This is a genomic window from Ancrocorticia populi (genome assembly GCF_003123745.1).
Lineage (GTDB): Bacteria > Actinomycetota > Actinomycetes > Actinomycetales > Actinomycetaceae > Ancrocorticia > Ancrocorticia populi.
In genome coordinates this window covers 109,340-129,535 of record NZ_QETB01000006.1, presented here as the reverse complement: position 1 = coordinate 129,535, position 20,196 = coordinate 109,340, and the positions used below count along the sequence as shown (strand labels likewise).

General features: G+C 58.9%; 13 protein-coding genes and 5 tRNA genes. 7 read left to right on the top strand and 11 right to left on the bottom strand.

The window, feature by feature from the left end; genetic code table 11:
* Positions 1-106: 106 nt before the first annotated feature.
* A complete protein-coding gene (locus DD236_RS11135) occupies positions 107-841 on the top strand; it encodes a glutamine amidotransferase (protein ID WP_109094469.1) in 735 nt (244 codons plus the stop codon).
* A 157-nt stretch (positions 842-998) separates the two neighbouring features.
* Here DD236_RS11135 and DD236_RS11130 read toward each other — a convergent pair.
* The 4 genes from DD236_RS11130 to DD236_RS11115 form a co-directional block, all read right to left on the bottom strand.
* Positions 999-1,074: transfer RNA gene (locus tag DD236_RS11130), tRNA-Gly, on the bottom strand.
* Between the two features lie 47 nt (positions 1,075-1,121).
* Positions 1,122-1,193: transfer RNA gene (locus DD236_RS11125), tRNA-Val, on the bottom strand.
* 5 nt (positions 1,194-1,198) lie between these two features.
* Positions 1,199-1,269 (bottom strand) — tRNA-Cys (locus DD236_RS11120).
* Between the two features lie 34 nt (positions 1,270-1,303).
* Positions 1,304-1,376: transfer RNA gene (locus tag DD236_RS11115), tRNA-Gly, on the bottom strand.
* 181 nt (positions 1,377-1,557) lie between these two features.
* On the opposite strand from DD236_RS11115, the gene DD236_RS11110 reads away from it, so the two are divergent.
* A tRNA-Val gene (locus DD236_RS11110) sits at positions 1,558-1,629 on the top strand.
* A 200-nt stretch (positions 1,630-1,829) separates the two neighbouring features.
* Here DD236_RS11110 and DD236_RS11105 read toward each other — a convergent pair.
* A complete protein-coding gene (locus DD236_RS11105; RefSeq protein WP_109094468.1) occupies positions 1,830-2,231 on the bottom strand; it encodes a hypothetical protein in 402 nt (133 codons plus the stop codon).
* On the bottom strand, positions 2,228-2,839 hold the full coding sequence (locus tag DD236_RS11100; RefSeq protein WP_109094467.1) for a sigma factor-like helix-turn-helix DNA-binding protein: 612 nt from the start codon (positions 2,837-2,839) through the stop codon (positions 2,228-2,230). Before DD236_RS11100 ends, DD236_RS11105 begins: the two co-directional genes overlap by 4 nt.
* A gap of 163 nt (positions 2,840-3,002) precedes the next feature.
* Between DD236_RS11100 and glgX the strand changes: the two genes are divergently transcribed.
* From glgX to treZ, 3 genes are read left to right on the top strand one after another with little or no spacing between them, the layout of a single operon-like run.
* Complete coding sequence (gene glgX / locus DD236_RS11095; RefSeq protein WP_109094466.1) at positions 3,003-5,246, top strand: glycogen debranching protein GlgX; 2,244 nt, start codon at positions 3,003-3,005, stop codon at positions 5,244-5,246.
* A 9-nt stretch (positions 5,247-5,255) separates the two neighbouring features.
* The gene (gene treY, locus DD236_RS11090) at positions 5,256-7,802 is read left to right on the top strand and encodes a malto-oligosyltrehalose synthase (RefSeq protein ID WP_109094465.1); all 2,547 of its coding nucleotides are present in this window, start codon (positions 5,256-5,258) and stop codon (positions 7,800-7,802) included.
* Positions 7,803-7,830: 28 nt separating this feature from the next.
* On the top strand, positions 7,831-9,600 hold the full coding sequence (gene treZ, locus DD236_RS11085) for a malto-oligosyltrehalose trehalohydrolase (protein ID WP_165819908.1): 1,770 nt from the start codon (positions 7,831-7,833) through the stop codon (positions 9,598-9,600).
* On the opposite strand, the gene DD236_RS11080 is transcribed toward treZ, so the two are convergent.
* The gene (locus DD236_RS11080; protein ID WP_109094463.1) at positions 9,566-10,606 is read right to left on the bottom strand and encodes a lipid II:glycine glycyltransferase FemX; all 1,041 of its coding nucleotides are present in this window, start codon (positions 10,604-10,606) and stop codon (positions 9,566-9,568) included. The genes treZ and DD236_RS11080 overlap by 35 nt on opposite strands.
* Positions 10,607-10,667: 61 nt before the next feature.
* On the opposite strand from DD236_RS11080, the gene DD236_RS11075 reads away from it, so the two are divergent.
* Positions 10,668-11,249: a DUF3000 domain-containing protein gene (locus DD236_RS11075; RefSeq protein ID WP_109094462.1), complete on the top strand. Its 582-nt coding sequence runs from the start codon at positions 10,668-10,670 to the stop codon at positions 11,247-11,249.
* The gene (locus DD236_RS11070; RefSeq protein ID WP_109094461.1) at positions 11,246-12,457 is read left to right on the top strand and encodes an HRDC domain-containing protein; all 1,212 of its coding nucleotides are present in this window, start codon (positions 11,246-11,248) and stop codon (positions 12,455-12,457) included. Before DD236_RS11075 ends, DD236_RS11070 begins: the two co-directional genes overlap by 4 nt.
* Here DD236_RS11070 and dxs read toward each other — a convergent pair.
* The 4 genes from dxs to DD236_RS11050 all read right to left on the bottom strand — a co-directional run bounded on the left by dxs (position 12,447) and on the right by DD236_RS11050 (position 20,159).
* Positions 12,447-14,315, bottom strand: coding sequence for a 1-deoxy-D-xylulose-5-phosphate synthase (dxs, locus tag DD236_RS11065; protein WP_109094460.1), 1,869 nt, complete (start codon positions 14,313-14,315; stop codon positions 12,447-12,449). The genes DD236_RS11070 and dxs overlap by 11 nt on opposite strands.
* 65 nt (positions 14,316-14,380) lie before the next feature.
* Entirely contained in the window at positions 14,381-17,035 is a 2,655-nt protein-coding gene (gene acnA / locus DD236_RS11060) for an aconitate hydratase AcnA (RefSeq protein WP_109094459.1), read from the bottom strand.
* A gap of 93 nt (positions 17,036-17,128) precedes the next feature.
* The gene (locus DD236_RS11055; protein ID WP_109094458.1) at positions 17,129-18,352 is read right to left on the bottom strand and encodes a class I SAM-dependent RNA methyltransferase; all 1,224 of its coding nucleotides are present in this window, start codon (positions 18,350-18,352) and stop codon (positions 17,129-17,131) included.
* 1 nt (position 18,353) lies between these two features.
* Positions 18,354-20,159, bottom strand: a complete 1,806-nt coding sequence (locus DD236_RS11050; RefSeq protein WP_109094457.1) for an APC family permease — start codon at positions 20,157-20,159, stop codon at positions 18,354-18,356.
* Between the last annotated feature and the right edge of the window lie 37 nt (positions 20,160-20,196).

Sequence of the window (20,196 nt, the reverse complement as noted above, 5' to 3'; positions counted from 1 at the left end):
TGTACGCACATACGAGGGCACGTACCGGGTATATCCTACTCGGCTTTTTATACCGACGACGATTCCTCATCCCCCATCCACCCACCCCACCATTTATAATGCGAGGGTGAAGCCATTCGTCCTCATCTCTTCGCGTCCCGAGCCACAACTGGCGCGGGCGGAGTACCTTTCGTTCCTGAAGCACTGTGGGCTTATTCAGGATCAACTTCGGCACGTTCGGGTGGATCTGCATCCGCTGCCCGAACTTGATCTGGATGCGATTTCCGGGATCCTCGTGGGCGGTAGCCCGTTCAACGCCTCCATGCCTTCCGAAGAAAAGTCCGCACTCCAACACCGAGTGGAACGCGAAATGGCTGGGTTGCTCGACTCGTTGGTGCCGCGGGACTTTCCCTTCTTTGGCGCATGTTACGGGGTTGCAACCCTCGGCCTCCATCAGGGCGGAACGGTGGATACAAAGTTCGGTGAGACCGTATCCGCGCCCGCGATTTCACTGACCGATGCCGGCCGCGCCGATCCGGTGGCGCAGGATTTACCAGACACTTTCCACGCTTACGTGGGCCATACCGAGGCGATTCGCGATTTTCCAGAAACAGCAACGTTACTGGCGACCTCCGGCCCCTGCCCCGTACAGATGTTCAAGGTTGGGAAGAACATGTATGCGACTCAGTTCCACCCGGAGCTGGATCAAAATGCCTTGGCCCAGCGCGTGATGGCTTATGACGGCCACGGCTACTATCCCAGCGGAGAGGCCGCCCAAACTCTGGCCGTACTGCAGGGCGTAGACGTGGCTCCCTCGCATTCGCTCCTGAGAAACTTTGCTAGGAAATACGCGCGAGAGTAATCGAAACCATGGCCGCACCTCTTACCAGCGATATAGGCCTGACCGTCTCGCCCTTGAATAATGCGTCAGCCTCGTAATATACGAGGCAACGTTCGTATTCAAGGACAAAACTCCTTCTACTGATGAGCAGACGGGCCTAATGCCCGTGGAGGAAAGATGGAGCGGATGACGGGACTCGAACCCGCGACCCTCACCTTGGCAAGGTGATGCTCTACCAACTGAGCCACATCCGCAGTTGCCTCATAAGAAGCATAAAACCCCGGTTAAACCGGGGTTCTAGTGGGCGATACTGGGATCGAACCAGTGACCTCTTCCGTGTCAGGGAAGCGCGCTACCGCTGCGCTAATCGCCCATGCGAGGTGGGTACGGGATTCGAACCCGTGTACACGGCTTTGCAGGCCGTTGCCTCGCCTCTCGGCCAACCCACCGTGCGGGATTGACAGTTAGACTGCCGTTCCTCCGAGCGGATGACGGGACTCGAACCCGCGACCCTCACCTTGGCAAGGTGATGCTCTACCAACTGAGCCACATCCGCATGGCGTTACGCTGCCAGTTTGTTGCCTCACCGGCGGCGCTCCATAACTATATGCAACCTCCCTCCCCCCTGTCCAACTGAGCCGGTGAGGTGCACGCCACGTGCCACCGCTTTGCGCTTTGACGCATCTGCGGGCTATTCTCATTGGGCACGCGTTGAGGTTTTCCTCGGTGTTTGCACTGGGCCATTAGCGCAGCGGTAGCGCGCTTCCTTCACACGGAAGAGGTCACTGGTTCGATCCCAGTATGGCCCACGAAAATGGTCGAGACATTTTCGAAGCAAGAGGGCCCGCATTGCGGGCCCTCTTCGCATTCCCCAGCCTCTGGGTGCTTTGACCTACACTATCGCCTAGGCATTGATCCCCGAGGAGACTTCCATGAGCACGATTGACCCCAATAGCAGGTGGTGGAACAGAACCAGTGGGCGCATCACACTAGCGTGTGTGGTGATCGGCTAGACCAGGCCCATGGCCCACACGCCAACGAAGCCGCATACGCCCGCCATTAGGTAGGAAGCCAGCGTGCCTATGATGAAACGCTCGTTGAGCGCGGGATTTGCTTGAAGCTCTGACCACCGCCCCAGTCCCTTAATAGCCACAACGGCGGCGATCAAACCCGATGCGCCCGCCAAGATCGCACCCGTGATAGCGATCCTCTCCAACACACCGATCCACATACCACCCCGCAGCACTTCAACTGGCCCCGGTTCGGGCAGCATCGTGGCCTCGTACCCACCACGCCGTGGCGGCCCGCCGGCAGACTCGCGAACATGCGCCAGCCGAAACACAAGTTCCACGGCTAGCCACCCAAGCAGTGCCGAGGCTACAAGCGCACTGAGCAGGATTACCACGGTCATGACGCACCTCCTTTAACAGCGTCCAATTCCGTCAGTAGCCGCCGCACCGCGGGCCAGCCCGCCTCTTCCTCCGAGATCCTCGAAAGGCTGCGCCGTCGAGAAACTGACGCCTCACTGATCCCCAGTTGTTTGGCGATCTTCTGGCCGCTGAGACCCTCGCCTGCCAGTTCCACAACTTCGCGCTGTGCATCAGTCCGAGAATCGATAATGACGCCAATCAGTTGGAGAACCGCTTGAGCATCGCCCGCAAGCTCGGCATCCGCCCCCACAACGGCAACGGATACGGTGTACTTCTTGGAAGCCTCCACCGCCTCGCGTGCCCTGATGAATGCGGGACTGCGGGCTGAGCGCATGGCGTCGTCGTCGGCAAAAACATCTGTGGATTCCGCCCTCCCACAGCCGATGCCAATGTGCCAGCGCCCGGACCACAAGCCAATACGGACAGCGCGAACTACTTGGCCCGCGTTCGCGAGCGCGCCTTGCACCTCATCCCCAACTGTTCGCGCGAAGCCTCCCACAGTCTCGAGGGAATCCAGCCGAGTCAGGAGATCCGGGACTCGGTCCGTATCGTGGCGCGAATCCTTCTGATCCATAGTGACAACAAACATGCATCAACCATACCGCAATTAGGTTCAATTAGCTTATGTAGGCTAATTAGAAACAATTAGTCTTATGGGGCTAATGTGCTTAATGGCAGTCGCTTAGGGCGTAATTCGCAGACCTCACACCATATATATCGCGAACAACGGCCAGACGTGGGATGCTTATTTCATGCAAATTTGGCCAGGACATCCTTATCCTCTTGGGGCCACCTTCGATGGCAGTGGCACAAACTTCGCTATCTACTCCTCAATCGCAGATAGTGTGGAGTTGGTGCTTCTCACCGAAGACCACGAGGAAGAGACCATTCAACTCACCGAGGTCGATTCCTCTGTGTGGCACTGCTACCTACCCGGAATAGCACCGGGACAGCGCTACGGATACCGCGTTTACGGGCCCTACGAACCTGCGCAGGGTCTGCGTTGCGATCCATCCAAGTTACTTCTCGATCCGTATGCGAAGGCCATCGATGGAGAGATCACCAATGATCAGGCTCTCTTCTCTTACGATTTCAACGATCCCTCAAAGCGTAAGGAGCTAGATTCACTCGGGCACACGATGACGTCCGTAGTGATCAACCCGTACTTTGATTGGGGCCATGACCGGCCACCCGGCCATGAATACAACGAGACCATCATTTACGAGGCCCATGTGCGCGGCATGACGATGCTCCACCCAGATGTGCCCGAGGACCTGCGTGGAACCTATATGGGGCTCTGCTGCCCACCCATCCTCGATCATCTGGAGGATCTGGGTATTACGGCTATCGAGCTCATGCCGTGTCACCAGTTCGTCAATGACACGTCTTTGCAGGACAAGGGGCTCTCCAACTACTGGGGGTACAACACAATCGGGTTCTTCGCGCCTCACAACGCATACTCGGCTTCAAGTAGCTCCTATGGTCAGGTCCACGAGTTCAAGTCCATGGTGAAAACGTTCCATGAGGCTGGCATTGAAGTGATCATGGATGTGGTGTATAACCACACCGCCGAGGGAAACCATATGGGGCCCACGCTCTCTTTCAAGGGTATCGACAATCCTTCGTATTACCGCTTGGTTGAGGACGATGAGGAACACTACTTCGATACCACTGGTACCGGAAACTCTCTCAATATGCGCTCGCCCTCATCGCTCCAGCTCATCATGGATTCCCTGCGCTATTGGATCACAGATATGCACGTGGACGGGTTTCGGTTCGATCTGGCCTCCACGCTGGCACGTGAACTCCACGCAGTGGATAAGCTTTCTTCCTTCTTTGACATCATTCATCAGGATCCGCTTATCTCTCAGGTTAAGCTGATTGCCGAGCCGTGGGACATTGGGGAAGGCGGCTACAACGTGGGTGGCTTCCCTCCCCTGTGGACAGAGTGGAATGGGCAGTACAGAGATACGGTACGTGATTTCTGGCGTGGCGAGCCCGCCATGCTCTCTGAGCTAGCCTCCCGCCTGACAGGTTCTTCAGATCTATACGAGAGCTCTGGGCGCCGCCCATTCGCCTCCATCAACTTCGTGACCGCCCACGATGGTTTTACCCTGCGCGACCTTGTTGCGTATAACGATAAGCACAACGAAGCCAATTTAGAGGGCGGGAACGACGGCGAATCCAACAACAGATCTTGGAACTGCGGCGCCGAGGGTCCTACGGACGATCCCGAAGTTCTCAACCTCCGCGCCAGGCAAGTGCGCAACTTCTTGACCACACTCATGTTGTCACAGGGAGTTCCGATGATATGCCATGGCGATGAGATGGGCCGTACTCAGGGAGGCAACAACAACACTTATTGCCAAGACAATGAGATCACGTGGATCGATTGGGATCTCAGTGCCCCTCAGCGCGCACTGCTCGATTTCACTTCCCGACTCATCCACTTCCGGCGTGATCACCCCGTACTCCAGAGGCGGCGCTTCTTCGCTGGCTCATCCCAACGTGGTGGCAGTTCGGATGTGGGTGAAATCGAGTGGTTCCGACCCGACGCCTCCTGGATGGAGGATGCGGATTGGCAAGCAGGGTTCGCTCGTTCCCTTATGGTGTACTTGAACGGCAAGGCTATCCGGGAGCCTGATCACCGCGGTAATGAGATCGTTGATGATGACATCATCATGGCAATCAATGCCGATGCTAATGAGCAGACCTTCTCGCTACCTGACGAAACGTACGGCAAGTCTTGGAGAGACGTGCTGGATACCGGCACGAATCTTGACAATGAGAGGCTATACGCTGCCGGAGAGTCGTTCCGTGTAGATGGGCGCGCCATGCGCGTGTTGATCCGCGACACCTCTTCGGAGCCTACCAAGGCAAACGAGGAAGAGGACTCCAATATCGAATCCGTTTCTAACTTCGCCGATCCACGGCCCGAGGCACGTTCATGGGACGAAGTCTCGGCAGAAGATGAGGAATCCGCCACGGTGAAGTAAGGTCGGGATATGACCGAGGTTACAGATACACGGAAGATTCCTGTTCAGTTGACTCATGCGCCGGCGCCGGATAAACGCCAGCCCGTATCAACATACCGGCTTCAGCTCGGCCCCCAGTTCACCTTCGATGATGCCACACAGATCATCCCATACCTTAAGACCCTCGGGATCACGGACGTCTACTGTTCTCCGATTCTTCAGGCCGCTCCAGGTTCCACTCACGGGTATGACGTTGTGGATCACACGAAGATCTCGGAGCCCATGGGAGGGCGAATTGGCTTCCAACGCCTCGCGGATGCCGCCCACGCGGCGGGCATGGGCGTGGTGGTGGATGTTGTCCCCAATCACATGGCCGTACCCACGCCGCTCTATTTGAACCGGGCCCTGTGGTCCGTTCTTCGCGAAGGCGCCGAATCCCCGTATGCCAATTGGTTCGATATCGAACTGAGCGAGGCCCAAGATGGCCTACTCATGCCGGTGCTTGGCAACCGCATCGGGACCGTACTGGCCAATGGCGAAATCTCACTCGAAAAGATGGTGGTGCCGGGATTCGAGGACGTGGGAGAACAATACGTAGTGCGCTACTACGAACACGTCTTTCCAGTCCGTGCCCAAACCGAGGCGCTTCCGCTGGCTGACATGCTTGATAGCCAGTTCTACAGGTTGGCTTACTGGCGAGTAGCGGAAGAGGAGTTGAACTATCGGCGCTTCTTTGACGTTGATACGCTCGCCGCCATTCGAGTCGAAGATCGTGAAGTATTCGCCGGTTCTCACGCCCTGCTCCTCGAACTTCACGACACCGGGTATATTGACGCCTTTAGAATCGATCATCCGGACGGTTTAGCGGATCCTCGCCAATACATGGCGCGTCTGCACAAGGCCACGGGCGGCGCATGGATCGTGGCCGAGAAGATTATTGAAGGGGACGAAGAGCTTCCTCCTGATTGGCGGTGTTCAGGCACCACAGGATACGACGCATCGTGGCGCATCGGCGCCGCCCTTACGGATCCGGCCGGGGTGGGCCTCCTCTTGGCCCAATACGTGGAGCTGTCCAACGTGACCGAAAGCTTCGAATCTATCGAAGCCAAGGCTAAGCGCCAGATTCTCGATACCTCTCTCAAGGCTGAGATTGTCCGGCTGACGGATCTGTTGGTCAAGGTCTGTCACGCCGATATCCGTCTGCGCGACCACACGCGGGGTTCGCTCTTCAGCGCACTATCAGCGCTGATCGTCGCCATGGACCGCTACCGCGCCTACATTGTGCCGACCGAACCGGCACCCCCGGTGTCCGAGCAGGCAGTATGCGATGCCGCCGCCCGTGCCCGCCCTGAGCTAGACGAGGACGCAGCTACCTCGCTTGATGTAGTGGTGGATCTGCTCACGGGTCAAGAGGTTGGCTCCGCGGGCAGGACCTTCGAGGATGCCCGGGCAGAAGCGATCATTCGCTTCCAGCAGGCGTGTGGGGCCGTTATGGCCAAGGGCGTCGAGGATACGGCCTTTTACCGCTACACTCCCCTTACTAGCGCCAATGAGGTGGGCGGCGATCCCTCCCGCGCCGCGATTTCCACGGACGATCTTTCCTCTTGGGTCGCCAACACGACGGCACACTGGCCGGTCACAATGACTACTTTGACAACCCACGACACAAAGCGCGGGGAGGACACCCGTGCGGCAATCTCGATACTTTCTGAGTGGCCAAGCCTTTGGCGCAGCCTCGTCACTAATCTCCGCGCACGCCACGCTCCGGACCGTCCGCGAGACATCGACGGCCAGATCGAAAATCTCCTGTGGCAAACAATCGCCGGGACGTGGCGCCCGGATGGCCCCATCGAAATTGATCGCCTTGTGGCCTATCTAGAGAAAGCCGCCCGCGAGCAAAAGTCATGGACTACGTGGACGGATCCATCCACCGAACAGGAGGAGGCTCTCTACTCTTACGCACGGGCAATCCTTTCGAATGAGGACACTCTCAGGGATCTGACCGATGCCTATGCCCGCACACAGATCTCACGTGATGTCACAACGCTGACCCAAAAGACGATCGCTCTGACGATTCTGGGCGTGGCCGATAACTATCAGGGCGAGGAAATCACACAGAATTCTCTCGTGGACCCGGATAACCGGCGCCCGGTGGATTACGAGGCTATCGGCCAGATGCTCGCCGACCTAGACGAACGCGATACGCTGCCCGGGAACGCGACCTTAGACCAGAAGAAGCTTTGGATCACATCGCGAATCCTGCGCTTGCGCCGCGAGCGGCCCCAAACGTTCGCTTCGGGCCATTCGGGCTTCACTCCCCTGCCGGTTACCACGGGACACGCGTATGCCTTCTCCCGGACGCTCGATGGCGTCCCGGATGTTGCGGTGATCGTGCAGAGATTGCCGCACCAGCTTGCGGATAATGGGGGCTTTGCGGATCACACCGTGGTGCTTCCTTCCGGGCAGTGGCGCGATGTCCTTTCGGGGAACGAGTTTGGCGAGGGTGCGGTTGGCCTGGCGCAAGTGCTCGACACCCTGCCGGTGGCAGTGTTGGCACGCTGCAGCGAGCTTAAGTAGCGGTTTAGCAGACCAGAGGAGTAACAGCATGGCCGAGAACCTTCGCGTATGGGCCCCAAAAGCGCACGAACTGACCGTGCACATCACCGGCTCAGGTGAGGACATCCCAATGATGCCCGCAGGGCCCGCCCCGGAGGACGCGGGCTGGTGGATTAGTCCGCAGCCTCTCGCCTCCGGAACGCGCTACGGCCTGCGAATTGACGGTGCCGATCCCCTGCCTGATCCGCGTTCGCGCCGCCAGCCCGAGGGAATTCACGGCCCGTCCGAGGTTGTGGATCTTGCGAACTTTTTGTGGTCTGATTCGCAGTGGTTAGGGGTGGATGCGCGCGGGGCCGTCACCTACGAGCTCCATATCGGCGCGTTCACGCCCCACGGCACGTTTGAGGCCGCGGCGGCCAAGCTCCCTCATCTGGCGGAACTTGGCGTGGACATCGTTGAGGTGATGCCCATCGTCCCGGTGCCCGGCACCCGCAATTGGGGGTATGACGGCGTTTCGCTTTATGCGGTCACGGAAAACTTCGGTGGCCCAGCCGCATTTGCAGCCTTCGTTGACGCGGCCCATGCCCACGGTATCGGGGTGTGTCTTGACGTCGTGTACAACCACCTTGGTCCGGATGGAAATTACCTTTCCCAGTTTGGTCCTTACTTCACCGATAAGCACGAAACACCGTGGGGCTGGGCGGTAAACCTTGACGGAGAAAACAATGCTCCCGTTCGCCGCTACCTGATCGAAAACGCGATGCAGTGGATCCGCGATTACCATGTGGATGCGCTGCGGCTGGACGCCGTGGCCTTCCTTATTGATACTTCGCAGCGCCACTTCTTGGCGGAATTGTCCGATGAGGTTTCCGCGTTCGCGGCGGCAACGGGCCGCAAGATCTCTCTGATCGCCGAATCGGACCTCAACGATCCGATTATGGTGACCCCTACTTCCGAGGGTGGCCGCGGCATGACGGGCCAGTGGGATGACGATATTCATCATGCCCTACACGCTTATGCCACTGAAGAGTCGTTTGCCTACTACGCCGATTTCCGTGAACCCGGCGCCCTAGAGAAGGTTTTCTCTCAGGCCTTCGCACACAACGGAAACTACTCCACCTTTAGGGGCGCGAACTGGGGTGCTCCCCTGGCACCCGGAACGAGCGGGCACCGCTTTGTCGCATGCACCGAGGACCACGATCAGGTGGGTAATCGCGCCATCGGTGACCGACCATCCGCGAAGCTCTCGCCCGGTCAACTTGCCGCCCAGATGGGCCTGTTGCTCGCCTCCCCCTTCTCCCCCATGCTGTTCATGGGGCAAGAGTGGGCCACTCGCACCCCGTTCCAGTTTTTTACAGATCACAGCGGGGATTTAGGGAAGGCCGTTGAGGAGGGCCGGATTAACGAGTTTAAGGATTGGAATTGGTTGTCTATTTATGGCGACGACGAAATCCGCGTTCCTAACCCGCAACACGAGAGCACCTTCAAGGACTCAACGCTGGACTGGCACGAAGTAGACGAGCCCGAACACCGCGACTTTCTCGCATTTGTGCGCGAGGCGATCGCCCTGCGCCGTGCAACGCCCCAGTTCGCTAGCGGTGATCTGGCCACCACCGAGATTGTCCGGCTGGGACGCTCAGGATATTTGCGCCGAGCGGACGCTTTTGTGGCCTATTCGTTTGAGCCAGACGCGTGTGTGGCGCTCCCTGCCTCAGGGCTTGACGCCGCACTATCGTGGGGCGGCCCTGAAGTTACTGCTTGCGGGACGGGTAGTGCGGTCACGTTTACTCAGCCGGGTGTCGCGTTCCTTTTACCTTAGCCACGGCGGCGCGCTTAGCGGCTAGTGCCACATGGAGGCCGCGATAGAAGGTCTTATAGATCGGGTAATCCCAGGCGCCCGGAACATCCTTGATCTCCTCGGTGAACTTCGTCTTGAAGCCGCGCACTCCGGATAGCTGTGGTGCTCGCTCTGAGTCAATTCCCATCATGTCGAAGCTCTTGACTCCACGCTCGCGCAACATGCATGTCATGGACCACACCAGCAGATCCGGTGCAAGGGCCTTGCGGCCTTCGGCGCTGGAGGCGGCGTAGTAGTAGGTTGCCTGCGTGGCCGTGGTGGTCACGATGCCCCAACACAGCGGGCGGCCATCCCGTCGCACCGTGTAGAGCCTGCAGTGCTCTGGACCAAGTGCGCTCAGCATCTTCTCATACGTTGCGCGTGGGGAAATACCGAAGGAATCGCGCTCGCCCGTCTCAATGAGTAGCTGGTAGAGCTCCGGAAACACCTCGAGCGCCCGGCCGGTCTCATCAGCGGCAACCATGGATTCATCACGCAGCGCCTTGCGCACGTCCCTACGCCCGCGCTTCTTCATTTCCGCGAGGAGCTGGTCCTCGTCCTTAGTCAAATCTAGGACGATCGTGCGGTCATAGGTGACGGACTGAAGGAGTTCACTCAAATCATCGGAGCGGTGCACGCTGTGAAGGCGCACAAAGGCTATCGTTCGATCGGCTTTGCGGATAAACGTGCGGAGTTCAGCACGCATCGCACGCTCTTCGGTGTAAGTGGGTTCGGGCTGCGTCCACACCGGGCCGTGCTTACCCCAGAGGTAAGAAAAACCCCGTCCCTTCATCTTCGTGAGAGCGAGGAATGCCCGAGGCTGCTCGTCTACCAGCCACACGAGCTTCGCCCACGGGGTGCGGCCATCGGCGGCAACGTCGAAAGAGTCCCAATCAGGCGTTTGCTCCAACGGCAGGTCAATCGAGGCATCGGCCGCGGCGGCCACGAAGGCTTCGTCGTCCATTTTCACGAATCTGGAAGTGGTCATGGCTCCACACTACCCGGCGCGCCGCCCCAGATGGCGCTATCACGCCCGCTAAGGTAAACGTGTGCCTGAGATAAATGCCCCATCCGCGTTCGTGGCGGCGTTGGATTCCCTTCGAGGCCATTCGTTTCGTCCTGAGATCCACATCGTCCAGATTCCCCCACCCAAGCGAATTGCTCCCTGGGCTGTAGCGCTTCAGGCGGAGGTCAACGATTCGACCGTCCTAGACCCTGACGCCTACCGCGGAAATGCTCGCTTCGTTCTACTGCACGATCCAGAAGGCCAACCGGCCTGGGACGGAACGTTCCGCATCGTGTGTTACGCCAGTGCACCCGTTGACAGGGAGATCGGCGATGATCCCATGCTTTCTGAGGTGGCGTGGGCATGGCTGACTGATGCTCTTCATGGGCACGAGGCGGAATATCATAATCTGACTGGCACGGTCACTCGCCTCTATAATGAGACCTTTGGAGGGGAATCCCTGTTGTCTTCTCGAACCGAGGTAGAACTTCGTGCCTCGTGGAGCCCTGAGGATCCAGATGTTTCAGCCCATCTCCAGGCATGGGCAGCATTTGCCGCGGAGGCCTGTGGGCTTGGCCCCGCAGGAGTTTCTGCGCTCCCTCTCAGGCTTGAGGAGATGGAATGAACGAAAGCGTTGACCTTATCGCACTTGATGAGCCACGCGACGGTATCCCCGGTGTGACCCACGAAGAAATCGATGAGGTGACCGCTGCCCTCGCGGCCGGCCACGGGCCGTTTTCCGTGGATACCGAGCGTGCCATGGGGATTCGCTATTCCGACCGCGCCTACCTTGTCCAGGTGCGGCGTGAGGGCGCTGGCACATTTCTTATTGATCCAGTAGGTATCGAGCATCGGCTCGGTCCGCTTGCCGAGGTCATGTCAACCGATCAGTGGATCCTCCATGCGGCCGATCAAGATCTTCCCTGTCTACACGAACTCGGACTGTACCCGCCGGAGATCTTCGATACAGAGGTAGCTGGCCTACTGCTTGGCTTCCCGCGAATCTCCCTTCAGTCTGAGGTTGCTGAGGTTCTGGGATTTGGGCTTGCCAAGGAACACTCCAACTCCGATTGGTCCGAGCGTCCACTCGCCCCCGCACTTCTGGCCTATGCCGCCCTAGATGTTGAGCTGCTGTTAGAACTGCGCGACGAACTCACCGCCATGTTGGAGCGCGCTGGGCGCCTCGAATGGCTTCGCGAGGAATGTGAAGAGATCCGGCTGCGCGGCCCACGGCCACCCAAGGTTCAGCCGTGGCGCAAGGCTGCTCGTCAGGCGGGCGTCAAGGATCAACGTTCGCTCGGCATGCTCGAGGCCCTCTGGGTCAAGAGGGATGAGCTTGCCCGCCAGCGTGATCTCTCTCCCGAGAAAGTCCTTCCCTCTAAGGTGATGGGCCAGCTCGCTCTGCGTAAACCACGCTCTCGTCAGGACGTTGAGAATTCACCACTGCTTCGCTCCCGTTCTGGGCGCCGGGATGCTTTGGCCTACTGGCAGGCCGTGGAGCCGGTGTGGCGCCTCGAAGCTGAAGAGCTACCGAGCCGCCAGTTCAAATCGGACCCGTCACCGTTTCCTCCCGTCAAGCAATGGCAAAGGCATGGCGAGGATGTGGCGGAGCGATGGAATATCGTCCGCGGCGCTGTTCTCACCCGTGCCGACGATTTAGGAATCCGCCAAGAGTTACTCCTCAAACCTTTGCTTCAGAAGTATCTGGCGTGGGATGGTTGGGATAATCCAGAGGAAATCCCCGTCTTGTTGGCAGCCCTCGGGGCACGGCCATGGCAGGTAGAGAACGTGGCTCCGGCCATTGTGAATGGCGCGCGCCGGGCTACGAAGTAATCGCGGCGGCTATATCTGCGGGCCGCATGCCTTCATCAGCCTCGATTGAGGCCCGGTTTCCATGCTGGATAAACTCGCGGTGGATGCCGATCCTACACACGGGAACCTCAGAACCTATGTGCTCCAGCGCTAGCTCGATCTCGCTGCCTACTCCCCCGTCCATCAGACCATCTTCCACGCACACAACGCGATCAAACGAGGTCAGCAGATCCACTAGCTCATCTGAGATGGGTAGCACCCAGCGTGGATCAATGACGGTCACATTGACACCTTGGACGTCGCGGCACGCTTCAAGGCAATCGGCCGCCATTGCACCCACAGCAACCACCGCAACGCTGGGGGCCTGCTGTACCGCACTTTCCCAGAGGACATCCCCAGCGGGAGTTCTGCGAATTGCGTCCATATCCGGCGGGACCTCCCCTTTTGGATAGCGCACCAGCGTTGGAGCCTCAATAGAGCAGGCCTCCGCCAGTAGCTCGCGCAGCCGCTCGCCATCGCGCGGGCAGGCAGTGGCGAGGCCCGGAACCATCGCCGCTAAAGATAGGTCCCACATCCCGTTGTGCGAGGGACCGTCATCACCGGTGATTCCCGCCCGGTCCAGCACAAAGGTGACGGGCGCCCGGTGAAGCGCCACGTCCATGAGCATTTGGTCGAAGCCCCGGTTGAGGAACGTGGCATAGAGGGCCACCACAGGGTGCATTCCCTGATAGCCCAGGCCGGCCGCCATGGTAATAGCGTGTTGCTCAGCAATTCCCACATCGATCACCCGATCAGGGAATTCGTTAGCGAGGGGCCCCAGCCCCACGGGCCGCAGCATCGCGGCAGTCACGCCTATAATTCGCGGATTCTCATAGGCAAGCTTGAGGATCTGTTCGGCAAAGATTGATGTCCACCCGAACCGAGCGGGTGCAACCGGCAGCCCGGTCTCTGGGTGAATCTTACCGATCGCGTGGAAGCGGTCAGCCACATCGTCTTCGGCTGGCTTATACCCGCGGCCTTTCTCCGTGATTGCATGAACAACCACCGGACCCCCGTATTCTTTAGCCAGAGTAAATGCCTGTTCTAGTTCTTCGACATCGTGGCCGTCTACCGGTCCCACATACTTGATCCCCAGAGAATCGAATATACCGGCATCAACGAAGATATCCTTGACACCGCGCTTGATGGAGTGAAGAGCCCCGTAGGCCATCTTGCCCGGTGCGCCGGCGTCCTGAAGGGTCCTCTTCGTCCACTCCATGAACATCTCGTAGCTGCGGTTCACACGCACGGCATCAAGCTTGCGCGCCCCCTCGAAACGCCGGACCATTCCGCCCACTGTGGGGGCATAGGAGCGCCCATTATCGTTGAGCACTATGACAATTGGACGCTCGGGATCCTCGGAGATGTTGTTGAGTGCTTCCCATACCATCCCACCTGTCATCGCACCGTCTCCGATAACGGCCACCACACAGTGGGGATCCCGGCGGAGCTGCTTGGCGCGGGCAATACCATCCGCCCAAGATAGTGCGGTTGAGGCGTGGGAATTCTCCACGATGTCATGCTTGGATTCTGCACGGTTGGGATAGCCAGAAAGCCCCTCGCTCTGGCGCAGGTGCGAAAAGTCGTGCCGCCCGGTCAGCAGTTTATGGACATAAGACTGGTGCCCGGTATCGAACACGAGGGAGTCCGCCGGCGAATCGAAGATTCGATGTAGCGCGATAGTCAGCTCGACAACGCCGAGGTTCGGGCCCAAGTGCCCGCCGGTGCGCGAAACGTTCTCCACCAAGAACTGCCGAATCTCGGCCGCCAAATCGTCAAGTTCGGGCTGCGTTAACTTCTTAACGTCCGCCGGATTCTGGATGGAAGCGAGTATTCTCACGCAAATACCTCCTAGGGTGATCTATCCATACTAATGGCCAATCACCCTAGGAGGTATTCGGGGTGTTACTTGGAGAGTTCGCGCAGTACGTACTGGAGGATGCCACCGTTGCGGAAGTAATCAGCTTCCCCTGGTGTGTCGATGCGCACCCGCGCATCGAACTCGATGAGGGTGCCGTCTTCCCGCTCAGCGCTCACATGCACGGTATCGGGCGTTTGCCCGAGGTTCAGTGCGGTGATACCACGGACGGAGAAGGTCTCCTCGCCCGTCAGCCCAAGCGAATCAGCAGTCTCACCCTCGGGGAACTGGAGCGGGAGAACGCCCATGCCGATCAGGTTCGAACGATGAATACGCTCGAAGGATTCGGTGATCACTGCTTTGACTCCCAGCAGCGACGTGCCCTTGGCAGCCCAATCGCGCGAGGAACCGGAACCGTACTCCTTGCCGCCCAGCACAACCAGCGGAATATCCTGCTCCGCGTAGGCCATTGCCGCATCGAAGATTGCCTCGGTTTCACCCGTCAGCAGGTTCTTCGTATAGCCGCCCTCAACTCCATCGAGGAGTTGATTCCGCAAGCGGATGTTAGCGAACGTTCCGCGGACCATGACTTCATGGTTGCCGCGGCGCGATCCGTACGAGTTGAAGTCGCGGCGCTCCACACCGTGATCGGCGAGGTAGCGTCCAGCTGGGGAATCCGCCTTGATGGCACCCGCCGGGGAGATGTGATCGGTGGTGACCGAATCGCCCAATTTCGCCAGCACACGGGCACCGGAAATATCCTTCACGGGTGCTGGATCGGCAGCCAGATCATCAAAGAACGGAGCCTTACGGACGTAGGTTGAATCCGCGTCCCAATCAAAGAGATCACCCTCAGGTGTTGGCAGCTGCTTCCAGCGATCATCACCCTCAAAAACACTCGCGTAGTTATCGCGGAACATGTCTGAATCAATCGACTGATCGATCGTATCCTGAACTTCGTCCGGATCGGGCCAGATATCTTGCAGGTACACCGGCGTGCCATCGGGATCATTGCCCAAGGGCTCATTCTCAAAATCGAAATCCATCGTACCGGCCAACGCGTATGCGATCACGAGCGGCGGAGAGGCAAGATAGTTCATCTTGACGTCCGGGTTAATGCGGCCTTCGAAGTTTCGGTTGCCCGAGAGCACTGATACAACGGCCAGATCGTTCTCGTTGACAACATCGGACACTTCCTGCGGAAGCGGTCCCGAGTTGCCGATACAGGTGCCACAGCCGTAACCCACAAGGTTGAAACCGAGCGCGTTGAGATCATCCCACAGGTTGGCCTTGGTGAAGTAGTCCGTGACTACCTTCGATCCTGGTGCCATGGAGGTCTTGACCCACGGCTTGGAGCCAAGCCCCTTGGCCACTGCTTTCTTAGCCAGAAGACCTGCCGCCAGCATCACTGAGGGATTCGAGGTGTTGGTACACGAGGTGATGGAGGCGATAGCCACATCGCCGTTGCTCAGCCGCGTATTCGTCCCATTCTGGAGCGTCAATTCGACCTCTTGGGCAGGATCGGAAGCGTAGTCACCAATCGTGTTCTCGAAAGACTCCTTCGATTCGGACAACAGGATGCGATCCTGTGGTCGCTTGGGGCCCGCGATGGAGGGAACCACCGTGGAAAGGTCCAGCTCAAGGTATTCGGAGTACACCGGCTCATGAGCCGGATCATGCCATAGGCCCTGCTCCTTGGTGTACGCCTCAACCAACGCAACCTCAGAATCGTCACGGCCGGTCAGGCGCAGATAATCGAGTGTCACGTCGTCAATCGGGAAAATAGCGGCCGTGGAACCAAACTCCGGGGACATATTGCCAATTGTGGCGCGGTTCGCCAGCGGAACCTCAGCAACCCCGTCTCCGTAGAATTCCACGAACTTGCCCACCACGCCATGCTGCCGCAGCATCTGGGTGATCGTGAGCACCACGTCTGTGGCAGTAGATCCGGCTGGGATCGAGCCGGTCAGCTTGAAGCCCACGACCTTCGGAATGAGCATGGAGACCGGCTGGCCCAGCATCGCCGCCTCGGCCTCAATGCCACCCACACCCCAGCCAAGAACGCCAAGGCCATTGACCATCGTGGTGTGAGAATCAGTTCCCACGCAAGTATCCGGGTAGGCCACTCCATCGCGAGTCATCGTTACGCGAGCTAAATACTCGATGTTGACCTGATGGACAATTCCGGTCCCGGGTGGCACAACCTTGAAGTTCTCGAACGCACCTTGGCCCCAGCGAAGGAACTGGTAACGCTCACCGTTGCGCTGATACTCGATGTCCATGTTCCGCTCAAGAGCGTCTTGACGGCCGAACACGTCGATCTGGACGGAGTGATCAATCACCATCTCCGCAGGGTTGAGCGGATTGATCTTATCGGGATCCCCACCTAAAGAGGACACTGCTTCACGCATGGTGGCAAGATCCACGATGCAGGGAACGCCGGTGAAGTCCTGCATCACCACACGCGCAGGCGTGAACTGGATTTCGTGGCTGGGCTCTGCCTCAGGTTCCCATGAGGCGAGGGCCTCAATCTGGGCGGCGGTTACATTGGCGCCATCTTCCGTACGCAGCAGGTTTTCGGCGAGGACCTTAAGCGAGTAAGGCAAACGAGAAAGTCCTGGAACTGCATCAAGACGGTAGATGTCATACGAATCGCTGCCCACCTCAAGCTGGGCGCGCGAGTTAAAGCTGTTCAGGCTCATGACACTCCTCTAGATAACTCTTGCTGAAACTATCTTGACGTCAAGATATCACGTTATTGGCGTTAACGCGCAGCCTTTCACCACTATTCCGTCTCAGACCAAAGCAGTCACAACTTCGAAGTGGTGAGTATTAGGAAACATATCCACTGATTCCATCGATACTACCTTTCGGCCAGCATCCACCATGGCACGAATATCGCGAGCCATAGACGCGGGATCGCAGGAAACCAGCACGATACGATTCGCACCCGTACCAGCCAGAATGGTGGCGATCTCCTGGCCTAATCCGGCCCGCGGCGGATCAGCGATTACGACATCGCCAGCTTCCTTCCCCACCAACTGCGCACTGACAGCAGAGGTTCGGCTGGTGGCCCAGCTGAATTCCCGCAGGTTCGCCCGGGCATCCTCAACTGCCTGACGCACACCTTCGAGGGACTGAACGCTTCCGCCTTGGCCCACCTCGATGGCGAGGGGCTGAGTGAGCAGACCAGCGCCCGAATAAAGCTCCACTACATTGTCCCCCGGTTGGACCGCGGCGGCTCGCATCACCATCGCAATCAGCTGGGCCGCTGCTTCACGATGCACCTGCCAAAACCCATTGGCGCGGACTCGGTAGCTGTAGAGGTTATGGCCCACCACAACGTCTTCGCGAACATAGGGCTCTGCAGGCATCAGAGGTGCCCAGAAGGCATTCTTGTCAATCATCAACACCGGGTCGCTTCCGGAAGGGGCTACAGCCCTCAGCCTCTGGCCCGGACGGAACTGACCGGCCCACGATCCCCCAAACACCTCCAAGTCATCGATTTCGGCCACGGCCAACGGCACGTGGCCGACAGCAACGGTTTCGCGTGTTCCGTTTCGGTACATGGCCGGGAAACCGTCCGCGTCAACGGTGAGTTCCACACGCGTACGTGTGTGCCAGCCGCCATTCGCTCGGTCTCCATCGAAGGGAAACACATGCGGTTGGATCCCCGATTCCGCAAGATGGTCAACGAGCCGCTGCCCGCCAATCCTACGTAGCGTGCTGTTGAGGACGTAGGTTTTCCATTCGCTTTGGTAATCAAATTCCACGTGCCCAAGCTCAGCCCCGCCTACCCCCAACGGGCCTGCAACGGGCCATGGGTGATCGATACGGTGCGGTGAAGGGTTGTCTAGCACTTCCACCACGTCGCCGCGAAGTAGCTTTGAGCGCTCTTCAGTTACGGCAACTCGCACGCGTTCGCCCGGTAGCCCAAATCGGGCAAAAACGGCCCGCCCATCGCTGTGTCCAACGCAGGCTCCGCCATGGGCAATATCGGTGAGTTCAATATCGATCATGCTATTCCTCATCTTGGGGTTGAAGTTGGTAGGGAACCTCGGCTATGACAACACCGTCTTGGAGGCGCAGGTCAGACATAATACGCGGTTCGGAGTGACGAACAAAGAACCTCTGCCATACACCAGTGGGCACCAGCCGCGGTATATACACCATAACGATGTCCGCACGTTGAGTCTGCCGCAAGGAGCGCACGTAGTCCACGATGTTTTGGGGCCCTGCGCCCTCCGGGGTCCCCAATACTGTCAATTCAACGGGGAGCGCGGCCGCCCGCCAATCTTGACGAAGATCATTCGTTGCTCTCGGATCAAAATCGAGCGTCACCGCAGTCAGCGAACTGAGCCGGGCCGCCCGAGCAAACGAGACCGCACGAAGTGTGGGCAGGTCCAGAGCCGAGACCAAGACCACCCCATGCACTCGGGTGGGAAGCGTACGCCCTGCGGTCAAATCGGTTGCCGCAAGCTGGCGTACCACGCGTACCCGACCCCGCCGGAAGAAGATAAGAAGAGCGGCAGGAATGAGGAGGGTAACGATGGCGGTGGCGGCCCAGCCGGTACGAATCCACGCAATCCCCACCAACACACCCACGCCGCATAGGGCGCACAGCCCGAATATCCACCGCGAAACGCGAGCTCTGGCCCGCTCTTCCTTGCTCACTGACTCCTTCAGAATCGACGAACCGCGGAAGCCCATCGCGGCACACGAAAGGGTGAAGATGGCGAACGTGGTGAACACAAACATCATCGCGGGAGACTGTGAAGCGTAGGTGACTGCCGCCACCAGCGCGGCCAGACCAGCGGTGATTGACACGGCAAGAACTCTAGGGCGCGGGGAATTCTCGGTGGCGAAGTGGCGCGGGAGAATCCGGTCAACGCTCAAATCGTGAACTAGCCTAGGCAGCGTGCCGTAGGCTGCAACGGCTGCCCCCATACCCGCAATAATCGCTGCAATAGAGAGTACGCTGTGCCCAGCGCTGCCAAAGAGCCCGTATGCCATCGCCAGCACAGGAAGTGCTCGCGTATTCGCGCTCATCTGAAGCGATGATTCGAAGTACAGCGTGATGAGTATCGCCACGAAAGCAAAGACAGCCCGCCATCCTTGCATGCGTATATTGCCAGCCCGCTCCTCAGACCTCACGGAGCGGCGGTCAATTGCAAGGATGAGCATCCCGGACGGCAGCAAGCCCACCAACGCCACCGCGTGCAGAGAGAATGGACCGGCCTCATACTGTGCCGTATTCGCCATATACTCGCGGGTTGCCGCCAACGTCTCCTCAGAGAACCCTCCCGAAACCTCTGCAATGAGACCATAGATGAGAAGCACCGCGAGGGCGAGCACCGAAAAACCGGCCCCTAGATACAACACCAGCGAAGGCGGGCGCGACCCGAAGATCCCAGGAAATGCCAGCACAATCACCGTGGCAACCAGCACGATCCGCCCATACCCGCTCAAGTCAATCAAGGCAGAAAGGCCCCCCACCGCCAGCCCCGCGCCCATCACCACGATGAGGGCATAGGAAACGAACCGGGCCGAGGACAGGACAACGCTGGTCCGCTCCCCGATATAGGTGGCAACCAGCCGAGGATTGGAGCTGCGGGGCAAGATGCGTTCCTGCCACGCTAGGGCGAAGAAAACAAGCAGGGATGAACCCACCAGCGCAGCCATCACCACTAGGTGAGAAGTCACCCCGGCAGACGGCATAACGCGCAGCGCCAACTGCGGCGCTAGGAATACCACTAGCACCACCGCGCTGAACGCGCTTACCCGCCGCGACGCAGCGAATCGCGCGGCCTTTTGAGGAATACCCATGATCAAATAGGCTACGCTACCTTCCGAGTTGAGGTAG

What these genes read in the sequence shown, in the direction of transcription:
- DD236_RS11105 (WP_109094468.1), bottom strand. Translation starts at nt 2,231, where the DNA reads ATGACCGTGGTAATCCTGCTCAGTGCGCTTGTAGCCTCGGCACTGCTT.
- DD236_RS11100 (WP_109094467.1), bottom strand. Translation starts at nt 2,839, where the DNA reads ATGTTTGTTGTCACTATGGATCAGAAGGATTCGCGCCACGATACGGAC.
- glgX (WP_109094466.1), top strand. Translation starts at nt 3,003, where the DNA reads ATGCAAATTTGGCCAGGACATCCTTATCCTCTTGGGGCCACCTTCGAT.
- treY (WP_109094465.1), top strand. Translation starts at nt 5,256, where the DNA reads ATGACCGAGGTTACAGATACACGGAAGATTCCTGTTCAGTTGACTCAT.
- treZ (WP_165819908.1), top strand. Translation starts at nt 7,831, where the DNA reads ATGGCCGAGAACCTTCGCGTATGGGCCCCAAAAGCGCACGAACTGACC.
- DD236_RS11080 (WP_109094463.1), bottom strand. Translation starts at nt 10,606, where the DNA reads ATGACCACTTCCAGATTCGTGAAAATGGACGACGAAGCCTTCGTGGCC.
- DD236_RS11070 (WP_109094461.1), top strand. Translation starts at nt 11,246, where the DNA reads ATGAACGAAAGCGTTGACCTTATCGCACTTGATGAGCCACGCGACGGT.
- acnA (WP_109094459.1), bottom strand. Translation starts at nt 17,035, where the DNA reads ATGAGCCTGAACAGCTTTAACTCGCGCGCCCAGCTTGAGGTGGGCAGC.
- DD236_RS11055 (WP_109094458.1), bottom strand. Translation starts at nt 18,352, where the DNA reads ATGATCGATATTGAACTCACCGATATTGCCCATGGCGGAGCCTGCGTT.
- DD236_RS11050 (WP_109094457.1), bottom strand. Translation starts at nt 20,159, where the DNA reads ATGGGTATTCCTCAAAAGGCCGCGCGATTCGCTGCGTCGCGGCGGGTA.